The 24,619-nt window shown below is 70.0% G+C and carries 27 protein-coding genes and 4 pseudogenes; 19 read left to right on the top strand and 12 right to left on the bottom strand.

Features of this window, described 5'->3' with window-relative positions; all coding sequences use genetic code 11:
• From ACF1A1_RS38450 to ACF1A1_RS38440, 3 genes and pseudogenes are all read left to right on the top strand, one after another.
• Nucleotides 1–253 (top strand): annotated as a pseudogene (locus ACF1A1_RS38450) (hypothetical protein); the annotation flags it as partial.
• A gap of 146 nt (nt 254–399) precedes the next feature.
• Nucleotides 400–1,053 carry a SigE family RNA polymerase sigma factor gene (locus ACF1A1_RS38445; RefSeq protein ID WP_392006741.1) on the top strand — a complete coding sequence of 218 codons (654 nt, stop codon included), beginning with the start codon at nt 400–402 and terminating at the stop codon, nt 1,051–1,053.
• Between the two features lie 64 nt (nt 1,054–1,117).
• The gene (locus tag ACF1A1_RS38440) at nt 1,118–1,495 is read left to right on the top strand and encodes a hypothetical protein (protein ID WP_392006739.1); all 378 of its coding nucleotides are present in this window, start codon (nt 1,118–1,120) and stop codon (nt 1,493–1,495) included.
• Between the two features lie 28 nt (nt 1,496–1,523).
• On the opposite strand, the gene ACF1A1_RS38435 is transcribed toward ACF1A1_RS38440, so the two are convergent.
• Complete coding sequence (locus tag ACF1A1_RS38435) at nt 1,524–2,375, bottom strand: SDR family oxidoreductase (protein ID WP_392006737.1); 852 nt, start codon at nt 2,373–2,375, stop codon at nt 1,524–1,526.
• Between the two features lie 104 nt (nt 2,376–2,479).
• Here ACF1A1_RS38435 and ACF1A1_RS38430 point away from each other — a divergent pair, with 104 nt between their 5' ends.
• On the top strand, nt 2,480–3,055 hold the full coding sequence (locus ACF1A1_RS38430; protein WP_392006735.1) for a TetR/AcrR family transcriptional regulator: 576 nt from the start codon (nt 2,480–2,482) through the stop codon (nt 3,053–3,055).
• A 51-nt stretch (nt 3,056–3,106) separates the two neighbouring features.
• Here ACF1A1_RS38430 and ACF1A1_RS38425 read toward each other — a convergent pair whose 3' ends face one another.
• From ACF1A1_RS38425 to ACF1A1_RS38385, 9 genes are all read right to left on the bottom strand, one after another.
• Entirely contained in the window at nt 3,107–3,361 is a 255-nt protein-coding gene (locus ACF1A1_RS38425; RefSeq protein ID WP_392006733.1) for a hypothetical protein, read from the bottom strand.
• Nucleotides 3,362–3,412: 51 nt separating this feature from the next.
• Nucleotides 3,413–3,661: an SDR family NAD(P)-dependent oxidoreductase gene (locus ACF1A1_RS38420; RefSeq protein ID WP_392006731.1), complete on the bottom strand. Its 249-nt coding sequence runs from the start codon at nt 3,659–3,661 to the stop codon at nt 3,413–3,415.
• A gap of 83 nt (nt 3,662–3,744) precedes the next feature.
• Entirely contained in the window at nt 3,745–5,199 is a 1,455-nt protein-coding gene (locus ACF1A1_RS38415) for a DUF6351 family protein (RefSeq protein WP_392006729.1), read from the bottom strand.
• An 84-nt stretch (nt 5,200–5,283) separates the two neighbouring features.
• Nucleotides 5,284–5,613, bottom strand: a complete 330-nt coding sequence (locus tag ACF1A1_RS38410; protein WP_392006727.1) for a DUF4387 domain-containing protein — start codon at nt 5,611–5,613, stop codon at nt 5,284–5,286.
• Complete coding sequence (locus ACF1A1_RS38405; RefSeq protein ID WP_392006725.1) at nt 5,606–6,991, bottom strand: acyclic terpene utilization AtuA family protein; 1,386 nt, start codon at nt 6,989–6,991, stop codon at nt 5,606–5,608. The genes ACF1A1_RS38410 and ACF1A1_RS38405 overlap by 8 nt, the downstream gene beginning before the upstream one ends.
• Nucleotides 6,992–7,033: 42 nt before the next feature.
• Complete coding sequence (locus ACF1A1_RS38400; protein ID WP_392006723.1) at nt 7,034–8,086, bottom strand: NAD(P)-dependent oxidoreductase; 1,053 nt, start codon at nt 8,084–8,086, stop codon at nt 7,034–7,036.
• Nucleotides 8,083–9,357, bottom strand: a complete 1,275-nt coding sequence (locus ACF1A1_RS38395) for an MFS transporter (protein ID WP_392006721.1) — start codon at nt 9,355–9,357, stop codon at nt 8,083–8,085. The genes ACF1A1_RS38400 and ACF1A1_RS38395 overlap by 4 nt, the downstream gene beginning before the upstream one ends.
• Entirely contained in the window at nt 9,354–9,512 is a 159-nt protein-coding gene (locus ACF1A1_RS38390) for a hydantoinase B/oxoprolinase family protein (RefSeq protein ID WP_392006719.1), read from the bottom strand. Before ACF1A1_RS38390 ends, ACF1A1_RS38395 begins: the two co-directional genes overlap by 4 nt.
• Nucleotides 9,509–10,666, bottom strand: coding sequence for a tartrate dehydrogenase (locus ACF1A1_RS38385; RefSeq protein WP_392006717.1), 1,158 nt, complete (start codon nt 10,664–10,666; stop codon nt 9,509–9,511). Before ACF1A1_RS38385 ends, ACF1A1_RS38390 begins: the two co-directional genes overlap by 4 nt.
• Nucleotides 10,667–10,866: 200 nt before the next feature.
• Here ACF1A1_RS38385 and ACF1A1_RS38380 point away from each other — a divergent pair, with 200 nt between their 5' ends.
• The 12 genes and pseudogenes from ACF1A1_RS38380 (at nt 10,867) to ACF1A1_RS38325 (ending at nt 21,677) form a co-directional block, all read left to right on the top strand.
• Nucleotides 10,867–11,793, top strand: coding sequence for a LysR family transcriptional regulator (locus tag ACF1A1_RS38380; protein ID WP_392006715.1), 927 nt, complete (start codon nt 10,867–10,869; stop codon nt 11,791–11,793).
• Nucleotides 11,794–11,932: 139 nt separating this feature from the next.
• Entirely contained in the window at nt 11,933–14,188 is a 2,256-nt protein-coding gene (locus tag ACF1A1_RS38375) for an MMPL family transporter (protein ID WP_392006713.1), read from the top strand.
• A gap of 103 nt (nt 14,189–14,291) precedes the next feature.
• Nucleotides 14,292–15,011, top strand: a complete 720-nt coding sequence (locus ACF1A1_RS38370; RefSeq protein ID WP_392006712.1) for a response regulator transcription factor — start codon at nt 14,292–14,294, stop codon at nt 15,009–15,011.
• Nucleotides 15,008–16,423: an ATP-binding protein gene (locus ACF1A1_RS38365; RefSeq protein ID WP_392006710.1), complete on the top strand. Its 1,416-nt coding sequence runs from the start codon at nt 15,008–15,010 to the stop codon at nt 16,421–16,423. Before ACF1A1_RS38370 ends, ACF1A1_RS38365 begins: the two co-directional genes overlap by 4 nt.
• A 107-nt stretch (nt 16,424–16,530) precedes the next feature.
• Nucleotides 16,531–17,124, top strand: a pseudogene (locus ACF1A1_RS38360) (AMP-binding protein); the annotation flags it as partial.
• 32 nt (nt 17,125–17,156) lie between these two features.
• Nucleotides 17,157–17,489, top strand: a complete 333-nt coding sequence (locus ACF1A1_RS38355; RefSeq protein WP_392006708.1) for a DUF4387 domain-containing protein — start codon at nt 17,157–17,159, stop codon at nt 17,487–17,489.
• On the top strand, nt 17,486–18,148 hold the full coding sequence (locus tag ACF1A1_RS38350) for a poly(aspartic acid) hydrolase (protein WP_392006706.1): 663 nt from the start codon (nt 17,486–17,488) through the stop codon (nt 18,146–18,148). Before ACF1A1_RS38355 ends, ACF1A1_RS38350 begins: the two co-directional genes overlap by 4 nt.
• Nucleotides 18,145–19,305: an alpha/beta hydrolase gene (locus tag ACF1A1_RS38345; protein WP_392006704.1), complete on the top strand. Its 1,161-nt coding sequence runs from the start codon at nt 18,145–18,147 to the stop codon at nt 19,303–19,305. The genes ACF1A1_RS38350 and ACF1A1_RS38345 overlap by 4 nt, the downstream gene beginning before the upstream one ends.
• A gap of 407 nt (nt 19,306–19,712) precedes the next feature.
• Nucleotides 19,713–19,856, top strand: a complete 144-nt coding sequence (locus tag ACF1A1_RS38340) for a hypothetical protein (RefSeq protein ID WP_392006702.1) — start codon at nt 19,713–19,715, stop codon at nt 19,854–19,856.
• Nucleotides 19,857–20,138: 282 nt separating this feature from the next.
• A complete protein-coding gene (locus tag ACF1A1_RS38335) occupies nt 20,139–20,483 on the top strand; it encodes a hypothetical protein (RefSeq protein WP_392006700.1) in 345 nt (114 codons plus the stop codon).
• Between the two features lie 116 nt (nt 20,484–20,599).
• Nucleotides 20,600–21,004 (top strand): PaaI family thioesterase, encoded by a 405-nt coding sequence (locus tag ACF1A1_RS38330; RefSeq protein ID WP_392006698.1) that lies wholly within the window; start codon nt 20,600–20,602, stop codon nt 21,002–21,004.
• Between the two features lie 28 nt (nt 21,005–21,032).
• Nucleotides 21,033–21,677: a TetR/AcrR family transcriptional regulator gene (locus ACF1A1_RS38325; protein WP_392006696.1), complete on the top strand. Its 645-nt coding sequence runs from the start codon at nt 21,033–21,035 to the stop codon at nt 21,675–21,677.
• A gap of 72 nt (nt 21,678–21,749) precedes the next feature.
• On the opposite strand, the gene ACF1A1_RS38320 is transcribed toward ACF1A1_RS38325, so the two are convergent.
• Both ACF1A1_RS38320 and ACF1A1_RS38315 read right to left on the bottom strand, forming a co-directional pair.
• Nucleotides 21,750–22,319, bottom strand: a complete 570-nt coding sequence (locus tag ACF1A1_RS38320) for a hypothetical protein (RefSeq protein ID WP_392006694.1) — start codon at nt 22,317–22,319, stop codon at nt 21,750–21,752.
• A 65-nt stretch (nt 22,320–22,384) separates the two neighbouring features.
• Complete coding sequence (locus ACF1A1_RS38315; protein WP_392006693.1) at nt 22,385–22,549, bottom strand: hypothetical protein; 165 nt, start codon at nt 22,547–22,549, stop codon at nt 22,385–22,387.
• Nucleotides 22,550–22,854: 305 nt separating this feature from the next.
• On the opposite strand from ACF1A1_RS38315, the pseudogene ACF1A1_RS38310 reads away from it, so the two are divergent.
• The 3 genes and pseudogenes from ACF1A1_RS38310 to ACF1A1_RS38300 all read left to right on the top strand — a co-directional run.
• Nucleotides 22,855–23,253: pseudogene (locus ACF1A1_RS38310) on the top strand (ATP/GTP-binding protein); the annotation flags it as partial.
• Nucleotides 23,250–24,119, top strand: a complete 870-nt coding sequence (locus ACF1A1_RS38305) for a TniQ family protein (RefSeq protein ID WP_392006691.1) — start codon at nt 23,250–23,252, stop codon at nt 24,117–24,119. The pseudogene ACF1A1_RS38310 and the gene ACF1A1_RS38305, both read left to right, overlap by 4 nt.
• An 18-nt stretch (nt 24,120–24,137) precedes the next feature.
• Nucleotides 24,138–24,526: pseudogene (locus ACF1A1_RS38300) on the top strand (transposase); the annotation flags it as partial.
• Between the last annotated feature and the right edge of the window lie 93 nt (nt 24,527–24,619).

Genomic DNA, 24,619 nt, shown 5'->3' with positions numbered 1-24,619 from the left:
GCAGCCCGATCGCTTACGAGACAGCTTCCGAAACAACATCAACTACGCTGACACCAGCCGCATAACCCGTGTCCAGGACTCGGGGTCAGGGCCCGATGTCCCCCGGCACGCCGAGCCCGCCCGGCCCCACGCGCCCCGGTCGGAGACGGACGTCCCCAAGGACGCCAAGCCCGCCCAGCCCGCGCAGCTGCCCGCCCAGCCGGTACAGCAGCCCGCTCAGCCGGTACAGCAGCCCGCAACTCCGGCCCAGTGATTCCCTCAGTGTGCCGGCTCGCTGATCGGCTCTAGTCCGTTCGGCAACACCCTGTGAACATACGCTGCAGGACTCAGCCCCGCAGCACGGTCTGTCCACCCGGCCTCCGGGTGGACAGACCCGTACCGTAACCGTCCAGGAGACACGTGAGCACAGCGACGATCCCCACCGCCGCACCGTCGGTCACCTGGTGGCAGAGCCTGCGCAGGCTGGTACAGGGCGGACTCGCTCAGCGTTCGCTGACGACTCGCAAGGACGGCTGGGACAGGCCCCTCCGAGCTCACTCCCCCAGCACCACCGCAGCCGGGGGCGAACACGGATTCAGCGAGCTCTACCACCACCGGCGGCTGGCTCTGGTGCGACTGGCGCTGCTCCTGGTCGACGACCTGCCCACGGCAGAGGACGTGGTGCAGGACGCCTTCACCGCCCTCCTGCACCGCCACGGCCGTCAGCTCGGGCAACTGGACGACCCCGAGGCCTACTTGCGGACCAGCGTGGTCAACAAAGCCCGCTCCGTTCTGCGTCGACGCCGTACGGCACGCGCCTACGTCCCCGAGCGTGAACGCCCGTGCCCGTCCGCCGACGAGAGCGTGCTGCTCGCCGAGACGCACCGGGAAGTGATCGACGCGTTGCAGCGCCTCACCCGCCGGCAACGCGAAGTCCTGGTGCTGCGCTACTGGTCGGACCTCACCGAGGCGCAGATCGCCGACACCCTGGGCATCTCCCGCGGGACGGTCAAGTCGACCGCCAGCCGGGCCCTGGACGCCCTGGGCAGACAACTGCAGGAGACAGCCCCATGACCAGCCACCCCGCCCGACAGGGCTGCCGTCCCTCCCGCCGCCGGCACCCCGCAGGGAACTGGCGATGAGTGACAGCCGGATCCGCCACGAGGCGATCGAACAACGCCTGCGCGAGGCCCTCGCCGCCCGGGCCGACACCGTCGAAGCGGGACATCTGCGGCCTGCCCGCCTCCCCACCACGCCCCGGCTGCGGCACCCACCCCTTCGCCGGACCGCCGTCGTGCTGCTGGGTCTGGCCGCGGTCATCGCCTGCGTCTTGTTCGCCGTCACAAACCGCTCTTCGCACAACCCGGTCCCACCGGTCGGCACTCCCCCGCACTCGGTGAACCCGCCCACGACCCCGGCACCGGCCTCCCCCGCCGACCCGGTCCAGCCCCCAGAAGGAGCCGACACCGGGCAAGGACCCGACCCGGCGTCCCCAGCCACCACGGCAGGACGATGACCTGAACTCGGCGGCCGCGCTTCGCGGTTCAGTGGGTGAAGGCGACGGATGCCGCAAGATCCTTCTGGGTTTCGAGTGCGGTGAGACGTTCGGTGAGTGCGGCGTGGACGGCGTTGTAGGTGTCGGAACCGAGGGCGAGACGCAGGGGCGGGTTCGGGTCGCGGGTGCTGTCGTAGACGGCGGCGGCGAGCTTGGCCGGGTCGCCGGTGAAGACTTCGGCGTCGGCGGTCTGAAGGGCGCGCCGCGTCCGGCCGACCGCGTTGTCGCGATAGGGGGTTGTCTCGGCGGTGTAGCGCAGGGCCGAAGCGAAGCCGGTGCGGGTGGCACCGGGTTCGACCAGGGTGAGGTGAATGTTGAAGTCGCGGACCTCGCGGCTGACGCTCTCGGTGAAGCCTTCCAGTCCCCACTTACCCGCGTGGTAGGAGCTGTGGGTGGGGGTGCCGACCTGGCCGCCCATGCTGGAGATCTGGATGATCCGCCCTCCGCCCTGCTCGCGCATCGGCTTCAGGAAGGCCCGGGTGATCAGCATCGGCGCGAGCAGGAGGACCTCGATCTGGTCGCGGATCTGCTCGACGGTCATCTCTTCGGCGGCGCCCACGACCGCGTATCCGGCGTTGTTGACCACGATGTCCACCGGTCCGGCCCGGAGCGTCCTGCCGACCACCTCGTCGACGTCGGCCGGCCGGGTGAGGTCGAGGATCTCGGTGGTCAACCGGTCGCCGTACGCCTCGCGCAGGTCTTCCAGGGCTGCCGGACGGCGGATCGTGGCCGTGACACGGTCGCCGCGCTGGAGGGCGTGTTCGGTGAGTCGGCGGCCCAGGCCACCGGAGGCTCCGGTGATGAACCAGTGGCGTACGGCCTTGTCACACGGAGTGGGCATGCGAGCCTCCTGGACGTAGAGTGATTCCGGAATCCGTTCCGGTTACGAGTTAAGCGGAACGGATTCCGGAAAGCAATCGGAGACAGGCACCCCAAGGAACCCGCATGCCCGCCACCCCGCGCCGGACCAGGAGCGATGCACTGCAGAATCGGGAACGTCTGCTGGAGGTCGCGGCCCGGGTCTTCGCGGAGCAAGGGCTGGACACCGCGCCTGCCGCCATCGCCAAGCAGGCGGGCGTCGGCGTCGGTACGCTCTACCGCCACTTCCCGACTCGGGAAGCCCTCATCGACGCCGCCTACCGCCACCAGCTCGCCCGCGTGTGTGAGAAGGCGGCCGAACTCCTCACCCGTACCCCTGCCGCCGATGCCACCCGGATGTGGATGGAACACTTCCTTGACTACGCCACGGCCAAGAGCGGCATGTCCGCAGCACTCAACACGGTCATCGCCTCCGGAGTCGACCCGTATGCCGACAGCCGCACGCTCCTCACGGGCGCCGTCGCCTCCCTCCTCGACGCCGGCGCCCGGGACCGCAGCCTGCGGACCGACGTCACCGCCGACGACGTCCTCCTCCTCATGGCCGGCGTCGCCTACTCCGTGCAGCACAGCACCAAGGAGCAGGCCCGTCGCCTCATCGACCTCCTCATGGACGCGCTGACCAAGGACGCGACGGCGAGCTGAAGCCGAGCCGCCGGACACACACGCCGGCGTCCTCATCCCCCGGGGAGGAAGTCACTCACGGTCGCTATGTGCCACGGCGAGTGCGGTGTCGCGGTGTTCGTCGTGTTCGGCGAGCCGGGCGACGAGCGATGCACGTACGTCCTCGTAGGTGTCGGACCCGAGGGGCAGACGCAGCGGCGTGGCGCCCGAGTCGACGAGGTCGATCATGGCCTGCGCGATCTTGTGCGGGTCGTTCGGCAGGGGGAAGTCGCCCGAGGCGATGGCCCGCCGCACCTCACCTGCCGGGGTGTCCTCGTACTCCGGCATCACGGGTGCGGTCTCGAGAGCACCGGCGAATCCGGTCTGCGTGGCGCCGGGTTAGACGATGGTCACGCCGATCCCGAACGGGGCGATCTCCCGGGCCACCGTCTCGCAGAAGCCTTCGATTCCCCACTTCGACGAGTGGTAGTAGCTGAAGTTCGGGTAGGTGGTCTGGCCGCCGGCGGTCGACACCTGCACGATGCGTCCGTGCCCCTGCGCACGCAGATGCGGCAGGGCCGCGCGGATGACGTGGATCGACCCGAGGAGGTTGGTGTCGATCGTAGTGCAGGGACAGGGCGTAAGCACTGAGTTCCTCAGCGAGGGGCATGGACCTCTCCTGCGTCGTCGTGTGGCGAGGAGGATGACGCTGACGGGTCCGCTGGGCGGTGTCAGGGTGCGATGCCCACGCCGTCGATGCGGCTCCACGCCTGTTCCCGCGCGGCCGACATGGCGGGCCAGTGGAGGCCGCCGGGCCGGGGACGGACCTGGGAGGCGAACGGGGCGGGGCGGAAGGCCGGGTCGTAGAAGCAGCCGCCGCCGTGGGCGGTGTCGAACGCGCCGCACGCACGCGCGATCGAGCGGGGGGTGGGCTTGTTCCCGGTGCGCGCCCATGTGTCCAGTGCGGCCAGGGAGTTGGCGTACTCGGCGTTGCTGAGTGCGCTGTGCTCGCTCTCCCTCGTGAAGGTCTGGACGAGGTTTTCGCTGCGGTCGGCGGCCTCGACCGTGGCGCGGTAGGCCGCCTCGTGCTCGACGAAGACCTGTGGGTCGTCGATCGCGTGCAGTGTGAGGACCGGGAGTGCGATCCGTCCGGTGAGGTCGCTGTCGTAGGAGAGGTCACGGCGTGCGGTGGGGTCGGCCGAGAAACGCGCCACCCCGGCGTTGAGCGCCTTGTCGTCGTGCGAACCGTCATAGCGGACCCCGCGGTTGCTGAAGGGGTTACGGCCGTCGAGCCGCTTGTGCGCGATGTCCTGGAGGAGGAAGGCCGCGTACTGCATGTTCGTGGCCAGTGCGTGTTCCGGGATGCGGGTGACGGCCAGGATGTCGTCGAGGTCGCGTTGCTGGCGCGCGGTCCGGTCGGCCGGTGCGGAGTCGATGCCGGTGCACTCCTGCAGTCGGCTGTGGACCTCGTCCGGTGTCATCGTGGAGTTTGCGGGCAATCCTTGCCACAGCGGGTACTGCGCCTCGGTGGGACGGGGCAGGTTGCGGCAGTAGTGCTGGTAGACCACCCGCAGGTCCACGCGTGTGTCGTAGCCGCGCGAGCCGCCGGCGAGGAAGCCGTTGGTCAGCAGGACTCCGTCGTAAGCGCCCCGTTCCCCGCCGTAGGCCTCGGTGACCTTGGCGGCGACGTTGCCGCCCCACGACTGGCCGTGGAGGTAGGTGCGGTCGGGGCGGCCGAAGTGGCGGACGAACAGGCGGCGTACGTTCTCCGTGTCGGCGGCGGCCATCCTGACCCCGTAACCACCGCGCCGGTACGAGGAGCCCACCCACGCATGGCCCTCGTCGACCATCACCGCCCAGCGTTCCAGGTCCTCGGTGGTGCTGGAATCGTCGTAGGAGAAGTCGGGACCGCCGTGGGCGTGGACGACCAGGGAGCCGTTCCAGTGGTCGGGGACGGCCATGGTGTAGTAGGCGCCGCCTGCGTCCCGGCCCGTGTAGCAGTCGGCCTTCTCCTCCAGGTGGCCCGGGCAGGTGGTGGCGGTGGGGCGCGTGGTGCCGGCCGGGGCGGCGGGTGCTGTGCCGAGGGTGGCCACGACCATGGCCGCGAGCAGGGCCGTCAGCGTGGCCGAGCGGCGTCCGCGGGTGCGGGGCCGGGTACGGGATGCGGGCACGGCAGGTGTGTTCAAAGAGCTGCTCCTTCAAGGTGCTTGTACGGGTGAGCGGGTGAAGTACCGCGCCCTGGGCGCGGCCGTCCTGGCTTCCGGGCCGTGTCAGGCGGCGGGTACGGGCAGGACCGCCAGCGGCACATGGTGCTGACCGGAGTGGACGTCACGGTCACGCAGTGACGCCTGGCTGACGGGACGCGGGAAGGAGATCTTGACGACGTTCAGCGACGGGATGCGGAAGATCTGCACGTCGGCCTCGTCGAGTCCGTAGAGCCGGGCCACGGTGGCTTCGTTGAGGAACGTCTCGTCGGCGGCGATGCGGTAGCCGTCCGCGTCCCGCATGAACAGTTCCATGGTGACCCAGAAGGGCCCGGCGTTCTTGGAGCGGACCTCGTACGCCAGGTCTCCCAGCGTGGTGGGCGTGGTCTCAGCCATGGTGGGGGACTTCCTCGATCTCGGTGCGGAACATGTCGGTGGGGGTGCGGGTGTCGACGACGTGGTTGAGCACGAACTCGTACGCCGGTCCGCGCTCGACCTCCGCCGGTGAGGTGGCGAACGCCAGGCTCGGCAGGTAGTCCATGTCGGGTGTCGGCAGGTGAAGCATCAGGGGGTTGGCGATCTTCGCGACGGCGGTGGCGGTGCTCTGGTCCGGTGCGTTGACGAGGAGCATGACTCCCACCTCACGAGGCGGGCCAACAGCCGGGTCGAGATCCCCGAGGACGGCGTTGTGCCCGTAGAGGCGCAGGTCGAAGGCGTACTTGTCCTCGCTCAGGCCGATCGTCTGCGCCACCCGCTGCCTGATCATCGTGCGCATGAGATCGGCCCAGTCGTCGATGTGCCCGAGGATGTGCGGATCGCGGATCGCGCTGAACGACATGGTCTCGTAGCCGGTGACGCGGGCGCCTTCGAGCTTGATGGTGTGCTGGTCGGCGACATGGAACTGCGAACCTTCGACCCGCACGGTGCGTTCGTCCAGAGCGGTGTAGACGGCGTCCTGGACGTCCAAGGTGCCGTCCGGCTCGCGCATCCGGAACGGGTTCACCGTCTCGTAGAGCATGTGGGCGGCGACCAGGATCGGTGTGCAGGCGACCGTCGGATCGAGCGGCTCGATGGTGAAGCCGTCGGCGTCGACGGTGGCGAGCACCCCGCCCACGCGCGGATTGCTGGTGCACTGCCCACCGCACTCGATGATCTTGGCGGCGTGCCATGCCGGCCCGGCCGGCATGCCCTTCATCAGCGGGTAGGCGGCGGCGATGGCGGTGTCCGTGGCACGCCCCGCGAGCACGACCTGTGCACCGGCCTCGAGCGCGGCGACGATCGGCTCGTGCCCCATCGCCCCCACGATGTGCGTGCAGCTCCGCAGCGTCTCCGGCTCCAGTTCGCCCAGCGGAGGCAGGGCGTGGATCCGCCCCTCTTCCAGGCGCTCCAGGAGCACGCCGGTGTCCTGCTCGCTGTAGATGCGGGCCACCCGCAGCCGGAGTCCCTCGGCCGCCAGGATGTCGGCGACGATGCCGGCGACCCAGTCGACACCGGCGTCGGTTCCGCTGGTGCCGCACGAGCCCACGATCAGCGGGATGTCGGCGCCCGCCGCGGCCTTGAGCAGGATGCCAAGGTCACGGGCGACCGCCGCACGGGTGGTCTTGGGCTGTGACGCGCCGAGATAGTAGGGACCGGAGTCGGTGCTGCCCCCGTCGACGGAGATGACATCGGCGCCGAGTGCCAGGCCTCGCTCGATCGTGGCCTCGGGGAAGCCGGCTCCGAGCATGCCGGTCGGTGCCAGGACCTTGATCCGGTCGACCCGTTCGTTGTCCATGTTCCTCTTTCTTCTTGGTGCCGGGCAGGGGGCGGGCGAGTGTCACCCGTCGGCCCGGGCGCGGGACGTGCGGGGCAGCAGGTGGGCGTTGACCGCGAACCGGGGGCGGCCCTCGAGGGCGGCCACCACCTCGGCCGCCCCCTCACGACCGGCGGCGGCCCGGGCCTCGGCTGTCTGGCCCGCGAGGTGGGAGAAGACGACGATTCCCTCGACGTCCCGCAGTGGGCTGTCAGCCGGAAGCGGCTCCTCGCTCACCACGTCGAGGGCCGCCGCGGCGATCTCGCCGGTGCGCACGGCGTCGGCGAGGGCGTGTTCGTCGACGATGGCGCCCCGCGCGGTGTTGATCAGCACCGCCGTCGACTTCATGCGCCGGAAGGCGGAAGCGTCCAGGAGACCTCGTGTGCGGTCCGTCAGCGCGGTGTGCACCGATACGTAGTCGGACGACGCCAGCAGCTCGGGGAGCGCGACGAACCGCACCGACGGGTCCGACCGTTCGTGCTCCGGCACACCGGTCGTGCAGAGCACCTCCATGCCGAAGGCCCGCGCCAGCGGCACCACGGCACGCGCGGCCGCCCCGTATCCGATCAGGCCGAGCGTCGAGCCACGCAACTCGTGACCGTCCTCCCTCGGCCATCGGCCGGCAGCGACGCCCGACGCGCTCTGCAGCAGCCGCCGCGCGGCCGTCAGCAGCAGGCCGAGGGTGTACTCGGCCACGGCGTTGGCGTTGATTCCCGGCAGGTTGCTCACCGTGATGCCGAGCCGGGCCGCGGCGGCGACGTCGATCGAGTCATAGCCGACGCCGGTGCGCACGATGGCGCGCAGGCGGGGTGCCGCGGACAGGACCTCGGCGGTCAGCGGCTCATGCGCGACGAGCGCCGCGTCGATCCCGTCGAGGGCGGCGACGAGCTGATCGGGCCCCCCTCGTGCGAGCTGCGGGGCGTGCACCGTCGTGTGGCCGTGGGCCCGGAGTTGGTGATCGACCTCGTCGCCGGGGAGCAGGTAGTCCGTGGTGATCAGGATGCGGGGCACGGTTTCCTCGTCTCTGGCTGCGCCGGGCACCGGGTACGTGCCGCGCTGCGGGGATGGGCTGGTCACTTCGCGAGGGTCTGGGCGGTGCGCCGCTGCAGCACACCGATCCTGGTGACGACGACGATCGACAGCGAGGCGACGATGGCGATGTCGATGAGCATCAGGGGCCAGCCGGTGATGTCGACCATCCCGCCGACCACCGCCGGGCCGAGGAAGCCGCCGCCGGCCCAGCCGACGGTGTACATACCGGCGTATGTGCCGAAGACCCGTGCCGAGGGCGCAAGGTTCCACAGGACGACCACCGCGTTGACCAGGAAGCAGGTCGCGCCGGCCGCCGCGAGGCACAGGGCCACGGTGGTCCCCGTCGGGGTCTGGACGATCGTCCCCAGCACCATGGCACCGGCGAAGATCGACATGCCCACGGCCATGACCCGGAGCCGTCCGTAACGCTCGGCGAGCACGGCCGCCGGGTAGGCCGCCAGGACGAAGGCGATACCGCTGGGCAGGGTGAGACCGCCTGCGGCGCCCCGTGACATGTCGAGGGCTTCCATCCCGTACGGCGTGATCAGGGACCGGGACGCGGCCCACGCACTGCCGAAGAGGAGGATCGCGAGGAGCAGCAGGAGCCGGCTGCGGTCGGAGTCCTGGAGGATCTCGGCGAAGGTGTCCCGGACCCGTGGCGCGGTGCGTTCCGCACCGTCCTCCTCATGGCTCTCGGCCATCGCTGCCTGATAGGCCGGGGACCGGTTGTCGCGCACTGTGGCCGCGAGCACCCCGATCGAGATCAGCATGATGACCGCGGGGATCGCGAAGGCGAGGCTCAGGTGTTTGTCGATCAGGAAGATGCTGATGAGCGCGGCGACGATGGCTGTGACACTCGACGCGATCTTGACTACGGCGTTGGCCCGGCTCCGTCGCTCGGGTGCGATGAAGTCCGGTACGAGCGCCTCGGCGATCGGCTTGAAGGTGTTGGCGACGAGCGCGTACGAGAACAGCACCGCGATCAGCAGCGGCAACGACCCTGCGGCGTGCGGGATGAGGAGGAACAGAGCGGCGGCGATCGGCATCCCGACCACCAGGTAGGGCATCCGTCGCCCCCAGGAGGTCCTCGTCCGGTCGGACCGGTTGCCGATCCACGGCTGGATGAAGATGCCGAGCAGGTTGTCCATGCCCATCAGCAGACCCACGACGGCGGCGCTGGTGAGGTGTTCTCGCAGGAGCGGTGGAACCTGGGATTCGTAGAAGTTCCAGGTCGACTCCTGTGCGAAGACCGCGAGAGCGACCAGGAACGTGATGCGCCGGGTACGAGTGCGCTGCCCTGCTGACACCGTCGTCATGAGTGGTCCGTCAGGACGACGGTGTAGTCGTTCGACCCCCGGATGATCGTGGAGAAGGCCGTGCGCGGCATGGTGGAGGCCGCCTCGTGGGTGGCTGCGGCGAGCCGGTCCCAGCGCACCTCGAGGCCGACCGGGTCGGTCACAGGTCTGGTCATGACGGGGAGATCTCCTCTTCGGTCGCGCGACCGGCCGGGTCACCGGCCGCCGCTGCCCCGCTGTGGCCGGCGAGTGACCCCGCCGCAATCCGGGCCGCGATGGCCTTTCCCAGCCCCACCGTGGTCCCCGGGCCCCCGAGGTCGGGGGTGACCACATGGGGCTGCTCGTCCAGCACGCTTTCGATCGCGGCCACGACGTGCGCGGCCGCCTCGTGCTCGCCGAGGTGGCTGAGCATCATGGCGCCGCTCCAGATCTGGCCGACGGGGTTGGCGACACCGAGACCGGCGATGTCCGGCGCCGAGCCGTGCACCGGCTCGAAGAGGCTGGGGAAGGAGCGGTCGGGGTTGATGTTGGCGCTGGGGGCGATGCCGATCGTTCCGGTACAGGCCGGGCCGAGGTCTGAGAGGATGTCACCGAATAGGTTGCTGGCCACGACCACGTCGTACCGGTCGGGCTGGAGGACGAACTTCGCGGTCAGGATGTCGATGTGGTCCTTGTCGGCGGTCACGTCGGGGTACCGGGCGGCCATCTCGGTCGCGCGCTCGTCCCAGTAGGGCATGGAGATGGAGATCCCGTTGCTCTTCGTGGCCCAGGTCAGGTGCTTGCCCGGGCGCGACGAGGCGAGTTCGAAGGCGTAGCGCAGCACGCGGTCGACGCCGGTCCGTGTCATGACCGTCTCCTGGACCACCGTCTCGCGATCGGTGCCCTCGAAGATGCGGCCGCCGATGCTGGAGTACTCGCCCTCGGTGTTCTCCCGCACCACGTAGAAGTCGATGTCGCCCGGCCGGTGGTCGCGCAGCGGGCTGCGTACGCCGCGCAGCAGCCGGACGGGGCGCAGATTGACGTACTGGTCGAAGCCCCGCCGCATCTGGAGCAGGCTGCCCCACAGCGACACGTGGTCCGGGACCACCTCCGGCCATCCGACCGCGCCGAAGAAGATGGCGTCGAACGCACCGAGTACGTCCCGCCAGTTCTCCGGCAGCATCGTGCCGTTCTTCAGCCAGTAGTCGGCGCTGGCGAAGTCGAAGTCGGTGACGTCGAGTGCGAAGCCGTGCACCTCCGCGGCGGCCCGCAGGCACCTGAGACCTTCCGGGACGACCTCGCGGCCGATCCCGTCACCCGGAATCGCTGCGATGCGATACGTCTGCGGCACGAATGCACTCCCAGTCCACGTGATCAATGCGCTCGTCCGGCAGCGGGCACTCTGTGCAGAGGCGTTCCGGCCACGGCGCGACTGGCTCCTACCTTGGCCAGCGGCGACAGCCGTTACAAGCCCGTAACCGGCAAGGTACGTTTTCCCGCATGGAAAGCCTCCGGCGTTCTGGCCGCCCCGTGTCCAAGAGCCGTTCAGCCGTGGATGACCTGCAGTTCTTCCAGGTGGTCGCGTCGAGCGAGACACTGACGGCAGCGTCACGCGAGCTCGGTTGCTCGCTGCCCGTCGTCAGCAAACGCCTCAGCGCACTGGAGCGCCGCCTGCAGGTCCGGCTCGTCCAGCGCGGCGCCCGCCGACTCGTGCTGACGTCGGAAGGCGAGCTGTACGCGGCGCGCGTCGAGGCGATCCTCGACCAGGTGCGCGAGCTCGAGGACACCATCACGGACACGGCCGGGGGGTTGCGCGGGTCGCTGGTCGTCGAGGCCACCCTGGGTCTCGGCCGCGCGCACATCGCGCCGCTGCTCGGCGAGTTCGCCGCGGTCCATCCGGATCTGCACGTCCGGATGCAGACGTCCGCGCTCCCGCTGCGGCCCCACCAGCGTGAGTTCGACGTGGCCGTGCACGTCGGCATGCCGCCCGACTCCTCGCTGCGCATGCGGCGCCTGGCCGAGAACCGGCGCGTGCCCTGCGCGTCGCCGTCCTACCTCGCCGAGCACGGCACCCCGGCCCGCATCGAGGATCTGGCCCACCACAACTGCATCGTGCTGCGGGAGAACGAGAGCGATTTCTCGCTCTGGCGCTTCGGCGACGCGGACCGTCCCCGGCATGTGCGCGTGCAGGGCAGCCTGTCCAGCAACGACGGTGACGTGGTGACCGACTGGGCACTGGAGGGCCGTGGTGTGATCATGCGCTCCGAGTGGCATGTCAGGCCGCATCTGGAGCGGGGCGAACTCGTCAGGGTCCTGCCGCACGTGCCGACACCGGCTGCCGACATCTACGCCCTCCTGGCGGAGGACGGGCACGTCCCGCGACGGGTCAGCGCACTCGTCGACCACCTCGCCGCACGGCTCCCGCTCCGGCTGGAACACGCGAAAGACCAGCACTCGGTCCCGCAGAGCGCCGGCTAGTCCGCTGCCCGAACAACCGGCGTGCCTGACGGTGCCGGAGCCGAACCGTCAAGGAACCCTCAGGTTCCTCGTGCGGAGGTCGTCAAGTCCGCTGAGAAGGATGGGGCGAGTCGTCTTCCGAACAGTGAGGGAATCATTGATGGCTACGCTTCTGTACCGGCTCGGCGCGTGGGGTGCCCGCCGGTGGCCGATGATGTTGACCGGGTGGCTCCTCGCCCTCGGTGCGGTGGCCGGTCTGGGGGTTTCCTTCGCCGGCTCCTTCACCGACAGCAGTTCGATTCCCGGCTCACCGGCCCAGACGGCCCTGACCAAGATGGAACAGCACTTCCCCGAGCCGGATGCCCAGTCGGCGCAGATCGTGTTCCAGGCACCGGCCGGCCACAAGGTGACCGAGGCGGATCTGCGGGCGTCCCTGGAAACCACGCTCCGGGCCACGAGCCGGGTGCCCGGGGTGAGCGAGGTCGATGACCCGACCGAGAGCGGCACCGTCTCCGAGGACGGACGCACCGCGGTGGCCCAGGTCACCTTCACCACCAAGGAGGAGGACGACGTGCCGACCGGCACGTTGGACGCGGTGAAGGCCGCGGGCGACGAGGCCCGGCAGGCGGGCCTCAGGACCCTCTACGGCGGTGAGCCGTATGAGTCCTCCCATCCGCCCGTGGGACCCGGCGAGCTGGTCGGGCTGGGCGTGGCCCTGGTCATCCTGGTGATCACCTTCGGGTCGCTGCTCGCGGCGGGTCTGCCGCTGGTCACCGCGGTCCTCGGCCTCGTCGGCACGATGGCCGCGATGATGGGTCTGGCCACCGCGTTCGACGTCTCCGACAACGCGCCCACCCTGGCGATCATGCTGGGGCTCGCGGTGGGCATCGACTACGCCCTGTTCATCGTCTCCCGTCACCGCGCCCAGCTCGGCACCGGCATGCCGGTACGGGAGTCCGTCGCCACGGCCACCGCCACGGCGGGCAGCGCCGTGATCTTCGCCGGAGCCACCGTCCTCATCGCGCTCTGCGGTCTGTCGGTGGCCGGTGTGCCGATGCTGACCTCGATGGGTCTGGCCTCCGCGGGAGCGGTCGCGGTCGCCGTCATCACGGCGGTGACCCTGCTGCCCGCGCTGATGGCCATGGCCGGCCACAGGCTCACGCCCAAGGCGTCCCGGTCCGCGGCCCGGCCCCGCGGGTGCCTGCCCGTTATCGGTCGCAAGCGCGCCCTGCGGCAGCCGGCGAACGGCGGCCGAGCCGCCGGCATGGGCGTGCGCTGGACCCAGGGCGTCCTGCGCCACCCCGTACGCAACCTGGTCCTGGGCACCGTCGCGCTCCTCGCCCTGGCCATTCCCGGCATGGGGCTGCAGCTGGCCCTCACCGACGAGGGCTCCACCGCCACGAGCAGCACCAGCCGCCAGGCCTACGACGCCGTCAGTGACGCCTTCGGCCCCGGCGCCAACGGCCCCCTCGTCGTGCTCGTCGAGGACGAGGACCCGGCCACCGTCAGCTCCACGGCCGCCGTCGTCGAGGACGAACTGCGAGGAGTCCGGGGCATCACGGACGTCAGCGATGTCGACACGGCCGAGGACGAGACGGCGGCGCGTATCCGGCTCGTCCCCGAAACCGGACCGCGTTCGGAGGAGACCGGCGACCTCGTCTCCCGGCTGCGCACCCAGCTTCAGCCACTGGCCCGGTCCAGCGGCAGCTACGTCGCCGTCACCGGCATGACCGCGGTCAGCATCGACGTCTCCGACAAGCTCAGCGGCGCACTCGTGCCCTTCGTGATCGTCGTCGTCGGCCTCTCCCTGCTGCTGCTGATGATCGCGTTCCGGTCGATCGCCATCCCGATCAAGGCCACCATCGGGTTCCTGCTGTCCGTGGGAGCCGCCTTCGGGGCCACCGTCGCGGTCTTCCAGTGGGGCTGGCTGGCCGGCCCGCTGGGCGTGCCCAGTGAGGGACCGGTGGCCAGCTTCGTGCCCATCATCGTGATGTCCGTGCTGTTCGGGCTGGCCATGGACTACGAGGTGTTCCTCGTCTCCGCCATGCGGGAGGACTACAACCGCCACGGCAACGCCCGCACGGCCATCCTCAACGGAGCCCGCAATGCCGCCCGTGTGATAACTTCTGCCGCACTCATCATGATCGCGGTGTTCGTGAGTTTCCTGTTCTCCCGCGACGCCGACATCATGCCGATCGCCTTCGCCCTGGCCTTCGGAGTCATGGTCGACGCCTTCCTGGTCCGTATGACCCTGGTGCCGGCGGTCCTGGCACTCCTCGGGGACCGGGCCTGGTGGCTGCCGCGACGCCTCGACCGCGTGCTGCCCCGCCTCGACGTCGAGGGCGAGAACTTCCACACCCCCGAACCGGCGACCCCGCACGCCCCCGTCAGGGAATCCACGCCAGCAAGCCTGTGACGACACGATGATCAGCAGAACCGCCACCGGGACACCCACCGGGTCCGCCGCTGCGGCGGCAACGGCAGACGTCGGGCGGCCGCCGCCCCCACCAGGAGCACACATGAACGCCGACAACCCGCCGGCCACCGCCGACCGCGTCCTCGTCATCGACGACGACCCCGGTATCAGGCGCCTGCTGATCTCGGCCCTGAAGTTCGCCGGATTCGAAGTCGACACGGCGGGCGACCTGAGCGAAGCCCTCGACCAGGTCGCCCGCCGCCACCCGGACGTCATCGTCCTCGACGTGATGCTCCCCGGCGCCGACGGCTTCGAGATCCTCCAACTGCTGCGCACCCGCGCCATCGACGTGCCCGTCCTCTTCCTCACCGCCCGCGACTCCGTCGAGGACCGGGTACGGGGACTGCGCCTGGGCGGCGACGACTATGTCACCAAGCCCTTCAGCGTCGTCGAGGTGGGCGCCCGCTTGCAGGCGCTGTTGCGCCGCGCCCGAAGCGGAACCCCCGCCGCCGAGGAAACCCGCCTGCGGTGCGGCGACCTTACGCTGGACGACCTCCGCCACGAAGTCCGCCGAGCCGGCCGGCTGATCAAGCTGTCCCCCACCGAATACCGTCTGCTGCACTACCTGTTGAGCCACCAGGGGCAGGTCCTCTCCCGCGCCCAGATCCTCGAGGCCGTGTGGCAGTACAACTTCGGCGGGGACTCCGTGGTCGTCGAGCGTTTCATCTCCAACCTCCGCCGCAAGATCGACCACGGCCGGACGCCGCTGTTACGCACGGTCCGCGGCGTCGGCTACACCCTCCGAGAGCAGGACGACACGTGACACTCCGCGGCCGTCTTCCCTGGGCCTTCTCCAGCGTCCGCCTGCGCCTGCTCGCCGGGCTGGCCGTTCTTCTGGTCGTGGGCCTGGCCGTCAGCGCCGTCATCAGCGCCCTTCTCCTGGAGGACTTCCTGGACAAGCGCAACCAGGACACCCTCAAGGCCAACGCCGAGCGCTTGACACGGGTCATCGGCCAGGGCCCGCAGACCGCCAACGCCGACCAACTCGGCGCCCTGCTCGGTTCGCCCCTGGGCACGGTGGCCGTCGACACGGACAACGACGTCCTGCTGAGCACCGGCTCCGCCTCGAAGGCGGCCGACGAACTGGCCGCGCTCAACGCCACCGCACCGACCGGAAGTGTCGTCACCCTGGAGGGCGGCGACCTCAGCGCCGTACGCATTCCCAGTCCGGGCCTGATCATCGACCGCGGACCCACCGAAGGCACCGTTTCACCGGCGACCGTCATCCTCGCCATCGACACCTCTGTCGACGACGCCACCACCGACGCCCTCATCGGACGGCAACTCGCGCTGATCGGCGGTGCGTTGCTGGTGCTTCTGGGGTTGTCCGTCATCGTTCTGCGCCTCGGCATGCGCCCGCTCGCGCGCATGGCCCGCAGCGCCGACGCCATCGCCGCGGGCTCCCTCACCGAGCGGCTGCCCACCCACCGCAACGGCAGCGAAGCCGACCTGCTGGCCAAGGCGGTCAACCGGGCGTTCGACGCCCAGGCCCGCGCGGAGGCGACCGTCCGCTCGCTGGCCGCCGACACCTCGCACGAGCTGCGCACCCCGCTGTCCACCATCTCCGGTTGGCTGGACCTGCACCGCCAAGGCGGCCTTTCCGGTCCGGGCCTGGAGACCGCACTCGAGCACATCGAGAACGAAGTGGGGCGGATGCGCCTGCTCGTCGAGGATCTCTCGCTGCTCGCCCGCCTGGACGCCGGACGCCCCGTCGAGCAGGACGATGTGGATCTCACCGCCTTGGCGGCCAGCGTCGTCGAGGACGCTCAGATCATCTATCCCCGGCGCGACATCGCCATGGCACCCGCACTGCCCGCACCCGTCCTCGGGGATGCCGCCCGTCTGCAGCAGGTCGTGCGCAATCTCGTCGGCAACGCCGTCCAGCACACTCCGGCTCGGACCTGGGTGCGCGTCGAGGTCACCCTCAGCCGCGAGACCGTGCAGCTGAGTGTCATCGACAACGGCCCTGGGATCTCTGCCGAGGACCTGCCCCGCGTCTTCGAGCGGTTCTGGCGCGCCGAGGCCAGCCGCAGCCGCGCCTACGGCGGTTCCGGTCTCGGCCTGGCCATCGTGGAGGCCATCGTCCACGCCCACCACGGGCAGGTGGCCGTGCACTCGGACGTGGGGGTCGGAACCACCGTCACCATCCGGCTGCCGCACGGCCATCGCCCGTGACGGCTCACGCCACGCACTCCCACTGCATCACTGCACCTCAACCGATGCTGCGTGCCGAGGCCTGCCCACCACACCGACCTCGGCCCTACCGATATCCGGAGGATGTCGTGCACGACACACAGACACTGATCGGGAACCGTCCACCGTCCGTCGCGGAACTCTTCCTGGAGCGCGTGGAGCGCACGCCGGACGCCGAGGCCTACCGCTATCCGGCCCCCCTCGTCCTCCGCCCAGGGCTCGGCCGACTGGAAGTCGCTCACCTGGGCGCAGGCCACCGTGCGGGTGTACCGCATCGCGGCCGGCCTGATCGAACTGGGAGTGCGGCCCGAGGAACGGGTGGCGCTGGCGTCCTCCACCCGCATCGAGTGGATCCTCGCCGACCTTGGCATCATGTGCGCGGGCGCGGCGACCACCACCGTCTACCCGCAGACCAACGCCGACGAGTCGGCGTACATCCTGGCGGACTCCGGGAGCCGGGTGCTCATCGCGGAGGACGCCGGGCAGGGGGCCAAGGTGGTCGAGAAGCGCGCCGAACTGCCCGAACTCACCCATGTCGTGGTCATCGACCCGGCCGCCTCCACCACCGACGAGGAGTGGATCCCAAGCCTCGGCGAACTGGAAGCGCGGGGCAGGGCGCGCCACCGGAACTGATCAAGGGGCAGATCTCCGCCCTCACCAAGGACCGGCTCGCCACCCTCATCTGTTCCGCACCAGCATCGAGGAGCTGTAATCCATGACCACTCTGCTCGACTACTGCTCCCTGTTGCGTTCCAAGAACGCCGGTCCCTTCCCCCTCACCTTCGACTTCATGTGCCACGACCAGGCCGCCTACGACACCCTCGTGGCCAGCGGCTTCCTCAACCGGGAACTCTTCGCCGACCTCTACGGCGTCGACCCGGCCGACATCCTGCTCGTCAACCACCCACTGGCTCTCGCCGTCAAGGTCTCCCTGCCCCGCCCGACGGTCCAGAGCGACCTGCACGACAGTGACTGCTACGCGGGCCAGCAGTACGCCCCCCTGATGGACCTCGCCGTGAGCGACGTGCACGAGGAGCAGCAGGCATGACGGCCGAACGTCCCCTGGCCCCCTGGGACCTGCCGGCCGGGCACCCCGGCATCACGTTCCTCACCGGCCCCACAGCCTTCTTCTCCCTCGCCCGCGATCCCCGCTTCTCCTACTGCCTCTACGTCCCCACCGACCATAACTCCGACGGTCCGTCTCTCCCCCTGGTGGTCACCGTCCACGGAACGAGACGCCGTGCCGAAGCGCTCCGCGATGCCTTCGCCGAGCGCCACGACTGTGTGATCCTCGCCCCGCTCTTCCCCGCCGGGATCACCGGCCCGAACGACGTGGACAGCTACAAACTCCTCTCCCACGCAGGCTTCCGCGCCGACGAGGTATTGCTCCACATGGTCGACGAGGTCGCGGCCCGCTGGCATGTGCGCACCGACCGTTTCCACCTCCACGGCTTCTCCGGCGGCGGCCAGTTCGCCCACCGCTTCGCCTATCTGCACCCCGGCCGACTGGCGTCCCTGTCGGTGGGCGCCCCCGGGCGAGTGACCCTCCTCGACCCCACGACGGCGTGGTGGCACGGCACCGCCGACATGTCGGAACAGTTCGGGACCGACGCCGACCCGGCAGCGATGCGCGGGCTTCCCATACAGCTGGTCATCGGCGAGAACGACACCAACACGGCCGAACTCGCCCCGGACGACCAGCGGTGACCACTCCCACGCAGACCAACCGCACCGAACGTATCCATGCGCTGCGAGCCAACTGGCGCGAACACGGCATCGACGCACGCCTCGACATCGTCCCCGGCACCGGACACGACCACTTCGCGGTCCTCCCCGCGGTGCGGCAGTTCCTCGAAACACAGGTTTCCGCCTCGCCCCGCCCCCCGCTCGCCGGAGGTCACCGAGCCGTGACCCACCCTCGACTCGACCCACAGATCGCCCAGTTGATGGCCGACCGTGAAAAGGTCGGGCGGGCCGGCCCGCCCGACCTGCGCACGCTGCGCGAGACCACCGGCACCGCGATCGGTGCCGGCCGCGCAGCACCACGAGTGGACGACTCCCGCGACGGGGTCGCACCCCTCGACGGGCGCTCACTCCCCCTCCGTGTCCACCGCGGCGCACGCGAGGACTGCGTCGTGGTCTTCTTCCACGGCGGCGGCTTCGTGAAGGGCGACCTCGACACACACGACGGGCAGGCGCGGATGCTGCGCGATGTGACGGAGCGCTCCGTCGTCTCCGTCCACTACCGCCTCGCGCCCGAGCACCGGTTCCCGTGCGCCTACGACGATGCCGTGGACGTCGTCCAGTGGGCGCGGGCCAACGCGGCCGCGCTGACCGGACGTTCCTCCCGGCCCATCCGCATCGCGGTGGCAGGCACCAGTGCGGGAGCCAACCTGGCCGTGGGCGCCGCACTCGCACATGCGCGCACCCCGGCCGCGCCCGTGGCCCAACTCCTCGCCTACCCCGTCCTCCACGGGGATCCCAAATCGCCCTCACGCACTGCGTTCGCGGAGGGATACGGTCTCACCTCACAGGCGATCGAGTGGTTCATCGGGGAGTACCTGACCCATCCGGACCAGCGCCGGGACCCACGCTTCGCCCCCGTGCTCTCACAGGACCTCGCCACGCTTCCGCCGACCGTGCTGGTCGGCGCGGGCCTCGACCCGTTGCGCGACGACATCCGCCTCTTCCTGAAGCGGCTGCGCGCGGAAGGTGTCACGGTGGTGTCCTTCGAGGAGCCGACCCTGCCGCACGGATTCTGGAAGTACGCGCCACTCGCCGACACCGCGGCGGACGCCGCCACCAGAATGTGCGAGGCATTCCGCGATCTCCTCGACAGCATTGCCGACAGACCGGCTCCGTGATCACAACTCACCTGCTCAGCCAAGGTCGTTCAACCTGAGCTGTCCATCTACCCGGAGGGCATGAAGCCAGCGGCCCAGAAACCCAAGCACCGAGACGGGGTCAGGGAGAGGGAACCGTCCCGGTCGCGGAGTTCCGCGACGGCCGTCGGCCAGCCGGTGATCGGCCAGCTCGTCGACGCGTTCGGTCCACGTCGGTTCTATCTGCTGGGCGCCACACTGGCCGGTCTCGCCGGACTGCTCAACACACTCGCTCCGAACCTGTGGGTACTGGTCTGCCTCCCGCGTCCTCCTCGGGTTCGCGACCTCCGGGGCCTTCCCGGCGTCCATGTCGCTGCTGCGCTCGGAGTCCGAGCGGCTGCCCCGCGCGAGCCCCCCAGGACAGAAGGCCACGCATCGATGTGCCGGGCATGCTGTGGTTCGCCGGATCCGTGACCTCGTTCATGCTCTTCCTGATGAACCCGGAAGTCGGGCACTGGTATCTGCCGGTGCTGGGACTGGCCACGGGTGGTGTGTTCGTCCGCCGCCAACTCCGCATCCACCAACCGTCATAGATCTCCGAGTCCTCGGCGGGAACATCCCGCTGCTTGCCACGTTCACCCGCCAGTGCCTCGCCTACACCACGTCGTACGCCTTCTTCTACGGCTACAGCCGGTGGCTCCAGGAGGGCCGGGGACGCGGTGCGCCGCAGGCCGGTCTGCTTCTGCTGCCGCTGTCGGCGACGGCTATCGGTGTCACCGCGCTCACGGGACACCGCAGCCGGGTGCGGGGCAAACTCCTCGTCGGCGCGCTCTTCCCATGCCTCGGCTGCGCGGCGTTGTTGCTCCTGCGCGGCGTTGTTGCTCCTGCGTGCCGACAGTCCGCTCTGGCTGCTCATCGCACTCAGCGCGGTCGTCGGCATCCCCCAAGGGTTGATCGGACTGGCCAACCAGAACACCCTGTACGCGCGGGCCGACCCGGCCCGCATGGGTTCGTCGGCGGGACTGCTGCGCACGTTCATGCACATCGGCGCGCTGTTCGCGGCGGCGGCGACCGCCATGTTCTTCCGCGAAGGCGCCACCAGTTCCGAACTGCACGCCATGGCCTGGGTGCTCGTCGGCGTGGCCGCGGTGTTCCTCGTCCTGTGCGCGGCCGACCGCTCGCTGGGCCGCGTCGGTACCACATCTGACGCTTCGGGTTGAGATCACGTGGACTGCGGCGAGGGCGGCCCGGTCGGGCAAGTTAAGCCCTGTTACCTTGTTGACGGCCTGAGTTAACGCCGATAACTTATCACCCTTAACTCAGATCGGAGCAGCCTGTGCCCGCACTTGCAGCCGAAGACGTCTACGCGCTCGCGCCGTACGCCAAGACCCTCGGAGTCGTGTTCGACGAGATGGCGGCAGCCGGCGTTCGAGCCAGGCTGGCGCACGATCCCTCACTGTCCACGGTGGGCGGTGGTCTCCATGGAGGCGCGTTGATGGGGCTCGCCGATGTGAGCGGTGCCGTGTGCGCCGCCCTCAACGGCCCGGCCGGCGCCGCACCGGCCACCGTGGAGTCGACCACGCACTTCCTCCGGCCGGCACACACCGACGTCGTCGCGACAGCCCGTCCCCTGCGGGTGGGTCGCAACACCGTCGTCGAGGTCGACGTGCACGATGCCGAGGGCGAACTGTGCGCCCGAGTGACCCAGGTGGTCACCGCCGTCACACCGAAGACGTCCTGATGTCGCGCTCCTCCGAAGGCCCCTTCCGGTGACCGGCTCTCGCGTTCGCGCCGCCAAGGGTCAGGGCGGCCTGCTCCGCGACCGGCTGCTCGACATCGCTGATCAGCTGCTCGAAGAGGGTGGCGCCGACGCTCTTACGATTCGCGCGGTGGCGACCAGCGCGGGAGTCACCCCGCCCGCCGTCTACCTCCACTTCGCCTCGAAGCGGGAACTCGTCCACGCCACATGCCTGCGTGTGTGGAGTTCACTGTTCGTCGAGTTGGAAGCGGTGTCCCGGGAGATCGCGGATCCGGTGACGGCGCTCTACGAAACCTGCGCCGCCTACATCGCGTTCGGGCTGCGCCATCCCTTCCAGTACCGGCTGGTGATGGACGGCGATGCCACCGAGGCCAGTCGCCAGAACGAGGACGCGTGCTTCCGCTACTTCCGCGACAAGGTCGCAGCCTGTTCCGACGCCGGAGTACCAGTGGAGAGCACGACCGAAACCGCACGACTGCTGTGTGCCGGCGTGCACGGCGCGGTCTGCCTCCTGATCCACCAGGAACGTGACGCATGGCCTTCGGACACCGCCCGCTATGCCACCCTTGCGGCCTCTGCAACCGTCCACGGCACTCTCCTCACCGCGTCTCATGCGTCCAGACCCTCAATGTCCACCGTGATGCGGACGGACTGAGGTCGGTCGCCCACCAGAGACCTCCCCGGTCGGCCAGCATCTCCAGCTCCGGGCACTCCTCCCGGTTCCCTGTCAGCAGGGCGCGGACGGCTTCCTCGCTTCGGCCCTGGTAGGAGAAGAAGCAGGTCTGCCGGCCGAGGCGGAAGTGGCGCACCCCCGCGTCGTACAGCTGCGTCGCTTCGGCCAGGACACGTCCTCGACCGTGCGGTGCGCGACCGCGGGCGCTTTCCCTGGCTCATTGCAGAATCGGCAGAACGCCTTGCGGGTGCAGCCGCAGTACAGCTCGCGCTCCGCGACAGGCGACCACGGCATCTGCTCGATCAACCCGGTGAACGACTCGCGGTCCGCCCCCAGTTGCCCATACGGTGCGGGCGTGCGGCTGCCCAGGGCGAGGCCGCCGGAGGTGACGGTGTGCGTGTGGACCGCGTCGAACAGCCCGGCCCAGGAGGCCGGTTCGGACAACGCCCATGTAGCCATGGGCCCGAGCAGATAGCGGCGGCCGCGCGCGCAGGCCATCGCGCGGGCGATGTCGTCCTGCGAGCCGTTGACCGCGTGCAGGTGCACCGAGGGGACCTTGTCCCCGGCGACCACGACCACCGCTTCGGCGTCCCGCAGCAGCTCAACCGCCTTGTCGCGGTTCACGGTCGCGGAGTACGTCCACCGGTCGCTCAGCGGCGCCTCCCCGGCCGGGCGGCCGCTGGGCCAGGCTACCAGCGGACATCGTCGATCATCACGTACTCCACCTCGACACCGGGCCGTGCCCGGCGCAGGGCCGCGTAGGCCTGTCGCACACACGCGGACAGATACGGCGGGACGCCCAAGCCGCTGGGCTCCACGGTGTAGCAGTCCGAGATCACCACAGGGGCGGTCACCGCAACTCCTCTCGTACACCGGTTCATCGGGCCAGGCCGCCCGCGCCGACACGAGCGGGCCAGCTCCGTCCGTCGAACGACGCGCCCCACAAAGGACGCCGGCGCCCGCCGGCGAAGCCCTGACGGTCTGCGACCAACATCCTTGTCTGGAGCGCGAGTTCGAGCGGAGGGAAAGTTCAGTCAAGCGCCGCGTGCGCGCCTCAGGAAGAGGGAAGGATGGACTCCTCCGTAGTCCCGCGTAGTCCAAGGACGGGGTGACGGAATGACGCGCACACCGCATGCTCAGCACCTCGCGCACCTGATCCGCGACGTTCGTCTACGCCGGCATCGACGTCACCGCCAGCGCCGTCTTCACCGGCGTGCGCGGAGCGCAACTGGCCGGACGGGCCTCCCTGATCGACTGCGGGGCACTGCCCGCGCGCGCCGGCGACCGCGAGCCGTTCCGCGAACTGATCACCGCCCTGGAACAGGCCCTCGACCTCACCGCGCACCGGCCGGGCAGCCTGCCCAGGCTGGCGCCCTACCTGCACGAACGGACCGCCGGACGGATCGGCAGCCTGGCCCGCCTGATCCGACAAGCCGCCATCGAAGCCATCCTGGACACCAGCGAACGCATCACCAAACCACTGCTGGACACCATCGCGCTGGACCACCTCGCCGAAGAGCACTACCGGCCCCGCGCCCCCACCCGCCGCACCCGGTGACCACCCACACCGCGAACCGCCCCACCGAGCGAGCCGGCACCATGTGGCCCGCCCCGCCCGGCGCACTGCGCGTGAGGCCGCTGCCCCGCGAGACAGCCGCCTCCTACCTCACCCGCCTCGCAGCCGCCTACCACCAGAGTGCCGCCCAGCTCCTCGACGGCCTGCACATCACCGCCACCGGCACCTCGACGGGCCCGCCCGCCACCGAAATCCACTTCAGCAACGAAGCCACCCGCCGCCTGTCCGGCTTCATCCGCATCCCGCCCGCACACCTCGCCCGCGCCCTGCCCCGCCGGCCCCCGCCCGCCGCCATCGGCATGGCCCACGCCGCCACCGCCCGCTGGCAGGCCGTCCAGCCCGCGCTGCAGCCACTGCCGGCATGCACCGCCTGCACCATCCGCCGCAGCCCGCACCAAGCCGTCCCCGCATGGATCCACCCGGCACCGGACCTGCCCAGGATCATGATCTGCAGCCGCCACCAGCAGGCCGCCAGCGACCCCAGGCACCCCGCGCCTCTCGACATCCGCCCCGTCCCCGAACTCACCCGAACCCACCTCCGCACCCGCCGCCGCCCCACAGCGACCTCCCTGAGCTGGGCATCGACGATCACCACACGCTGGTACGACCACCATCAACACCTGCACGAACGCTGGCACACACGCCTCAACCGGATCCGCGCCGCCAACCCCCACATCCCCCCAGGCCCCGCCTCCCCCGCCCTGACCTGCCGCAACCTGATCACTTACCCCGAGACCCTCGCCCTCGCCACAGCCCTCGACCGCCTGCCCCCCCCTGACGCGCACCCAGCAGACCGCCTTCCTCCACCAACTCGCCAACCGCCTGACACGTCGTTTCTTTTGGTGTGATCGCTCGTTGAGCAGTGCATGACGGATCTGGTTGAGCGGTTGGTGCCGGATGAGTTGTGGACGTTGTTCCGGAGGGTGGTCCCGCAGACGGAGGTGAAGCGCCCGCAGGGCGGGGGCCGACGCAGAGCCGGTGACCGCGAGACCTTGGCGGCGATCATCTTCGTGGCCACCTCGGGCTGCACCTGGCGGCAGCTGCCGCCAGTGTTCGGGCCGGCCTGGCCCACGGTTTACCGGCGCTTCGCCCAGTGGAGCCGGGCCAGGGTCTGGGCCCGCCTCCACCGGGTCATCCTCGACGAACTCGGCGCCCGAGGACAGCTGGACTGGTCGCGGTGCGCGATCGACTCCGTCAGCGTCCGGGCAGCAAAAGGGGGCCCCTGACCGGACCTAATCCGACCGACCGCGGCAAGGGGGCTTGACCCCGGATCTTGGACACCCGAGACACTTGGATCTTGAGTCCAGGAGAACGGATGTCCCGTGGTCATGAAGCACTATCCGCCGGA

It is taken from the genome of Streptomyces sp. NPDC014995, from assembly GCF_043080745.1.
Lineage (GTDB): Bacteria > Actinomycetota > Actinomycetes > Streptomycetales > Streptomycetaceae > Streptomyces.
The sequence above is the reverse complement of the archived record's forward strand: the minus strand, read 5'-3'. Positions and strand labels throughout refer to the sequence as shown.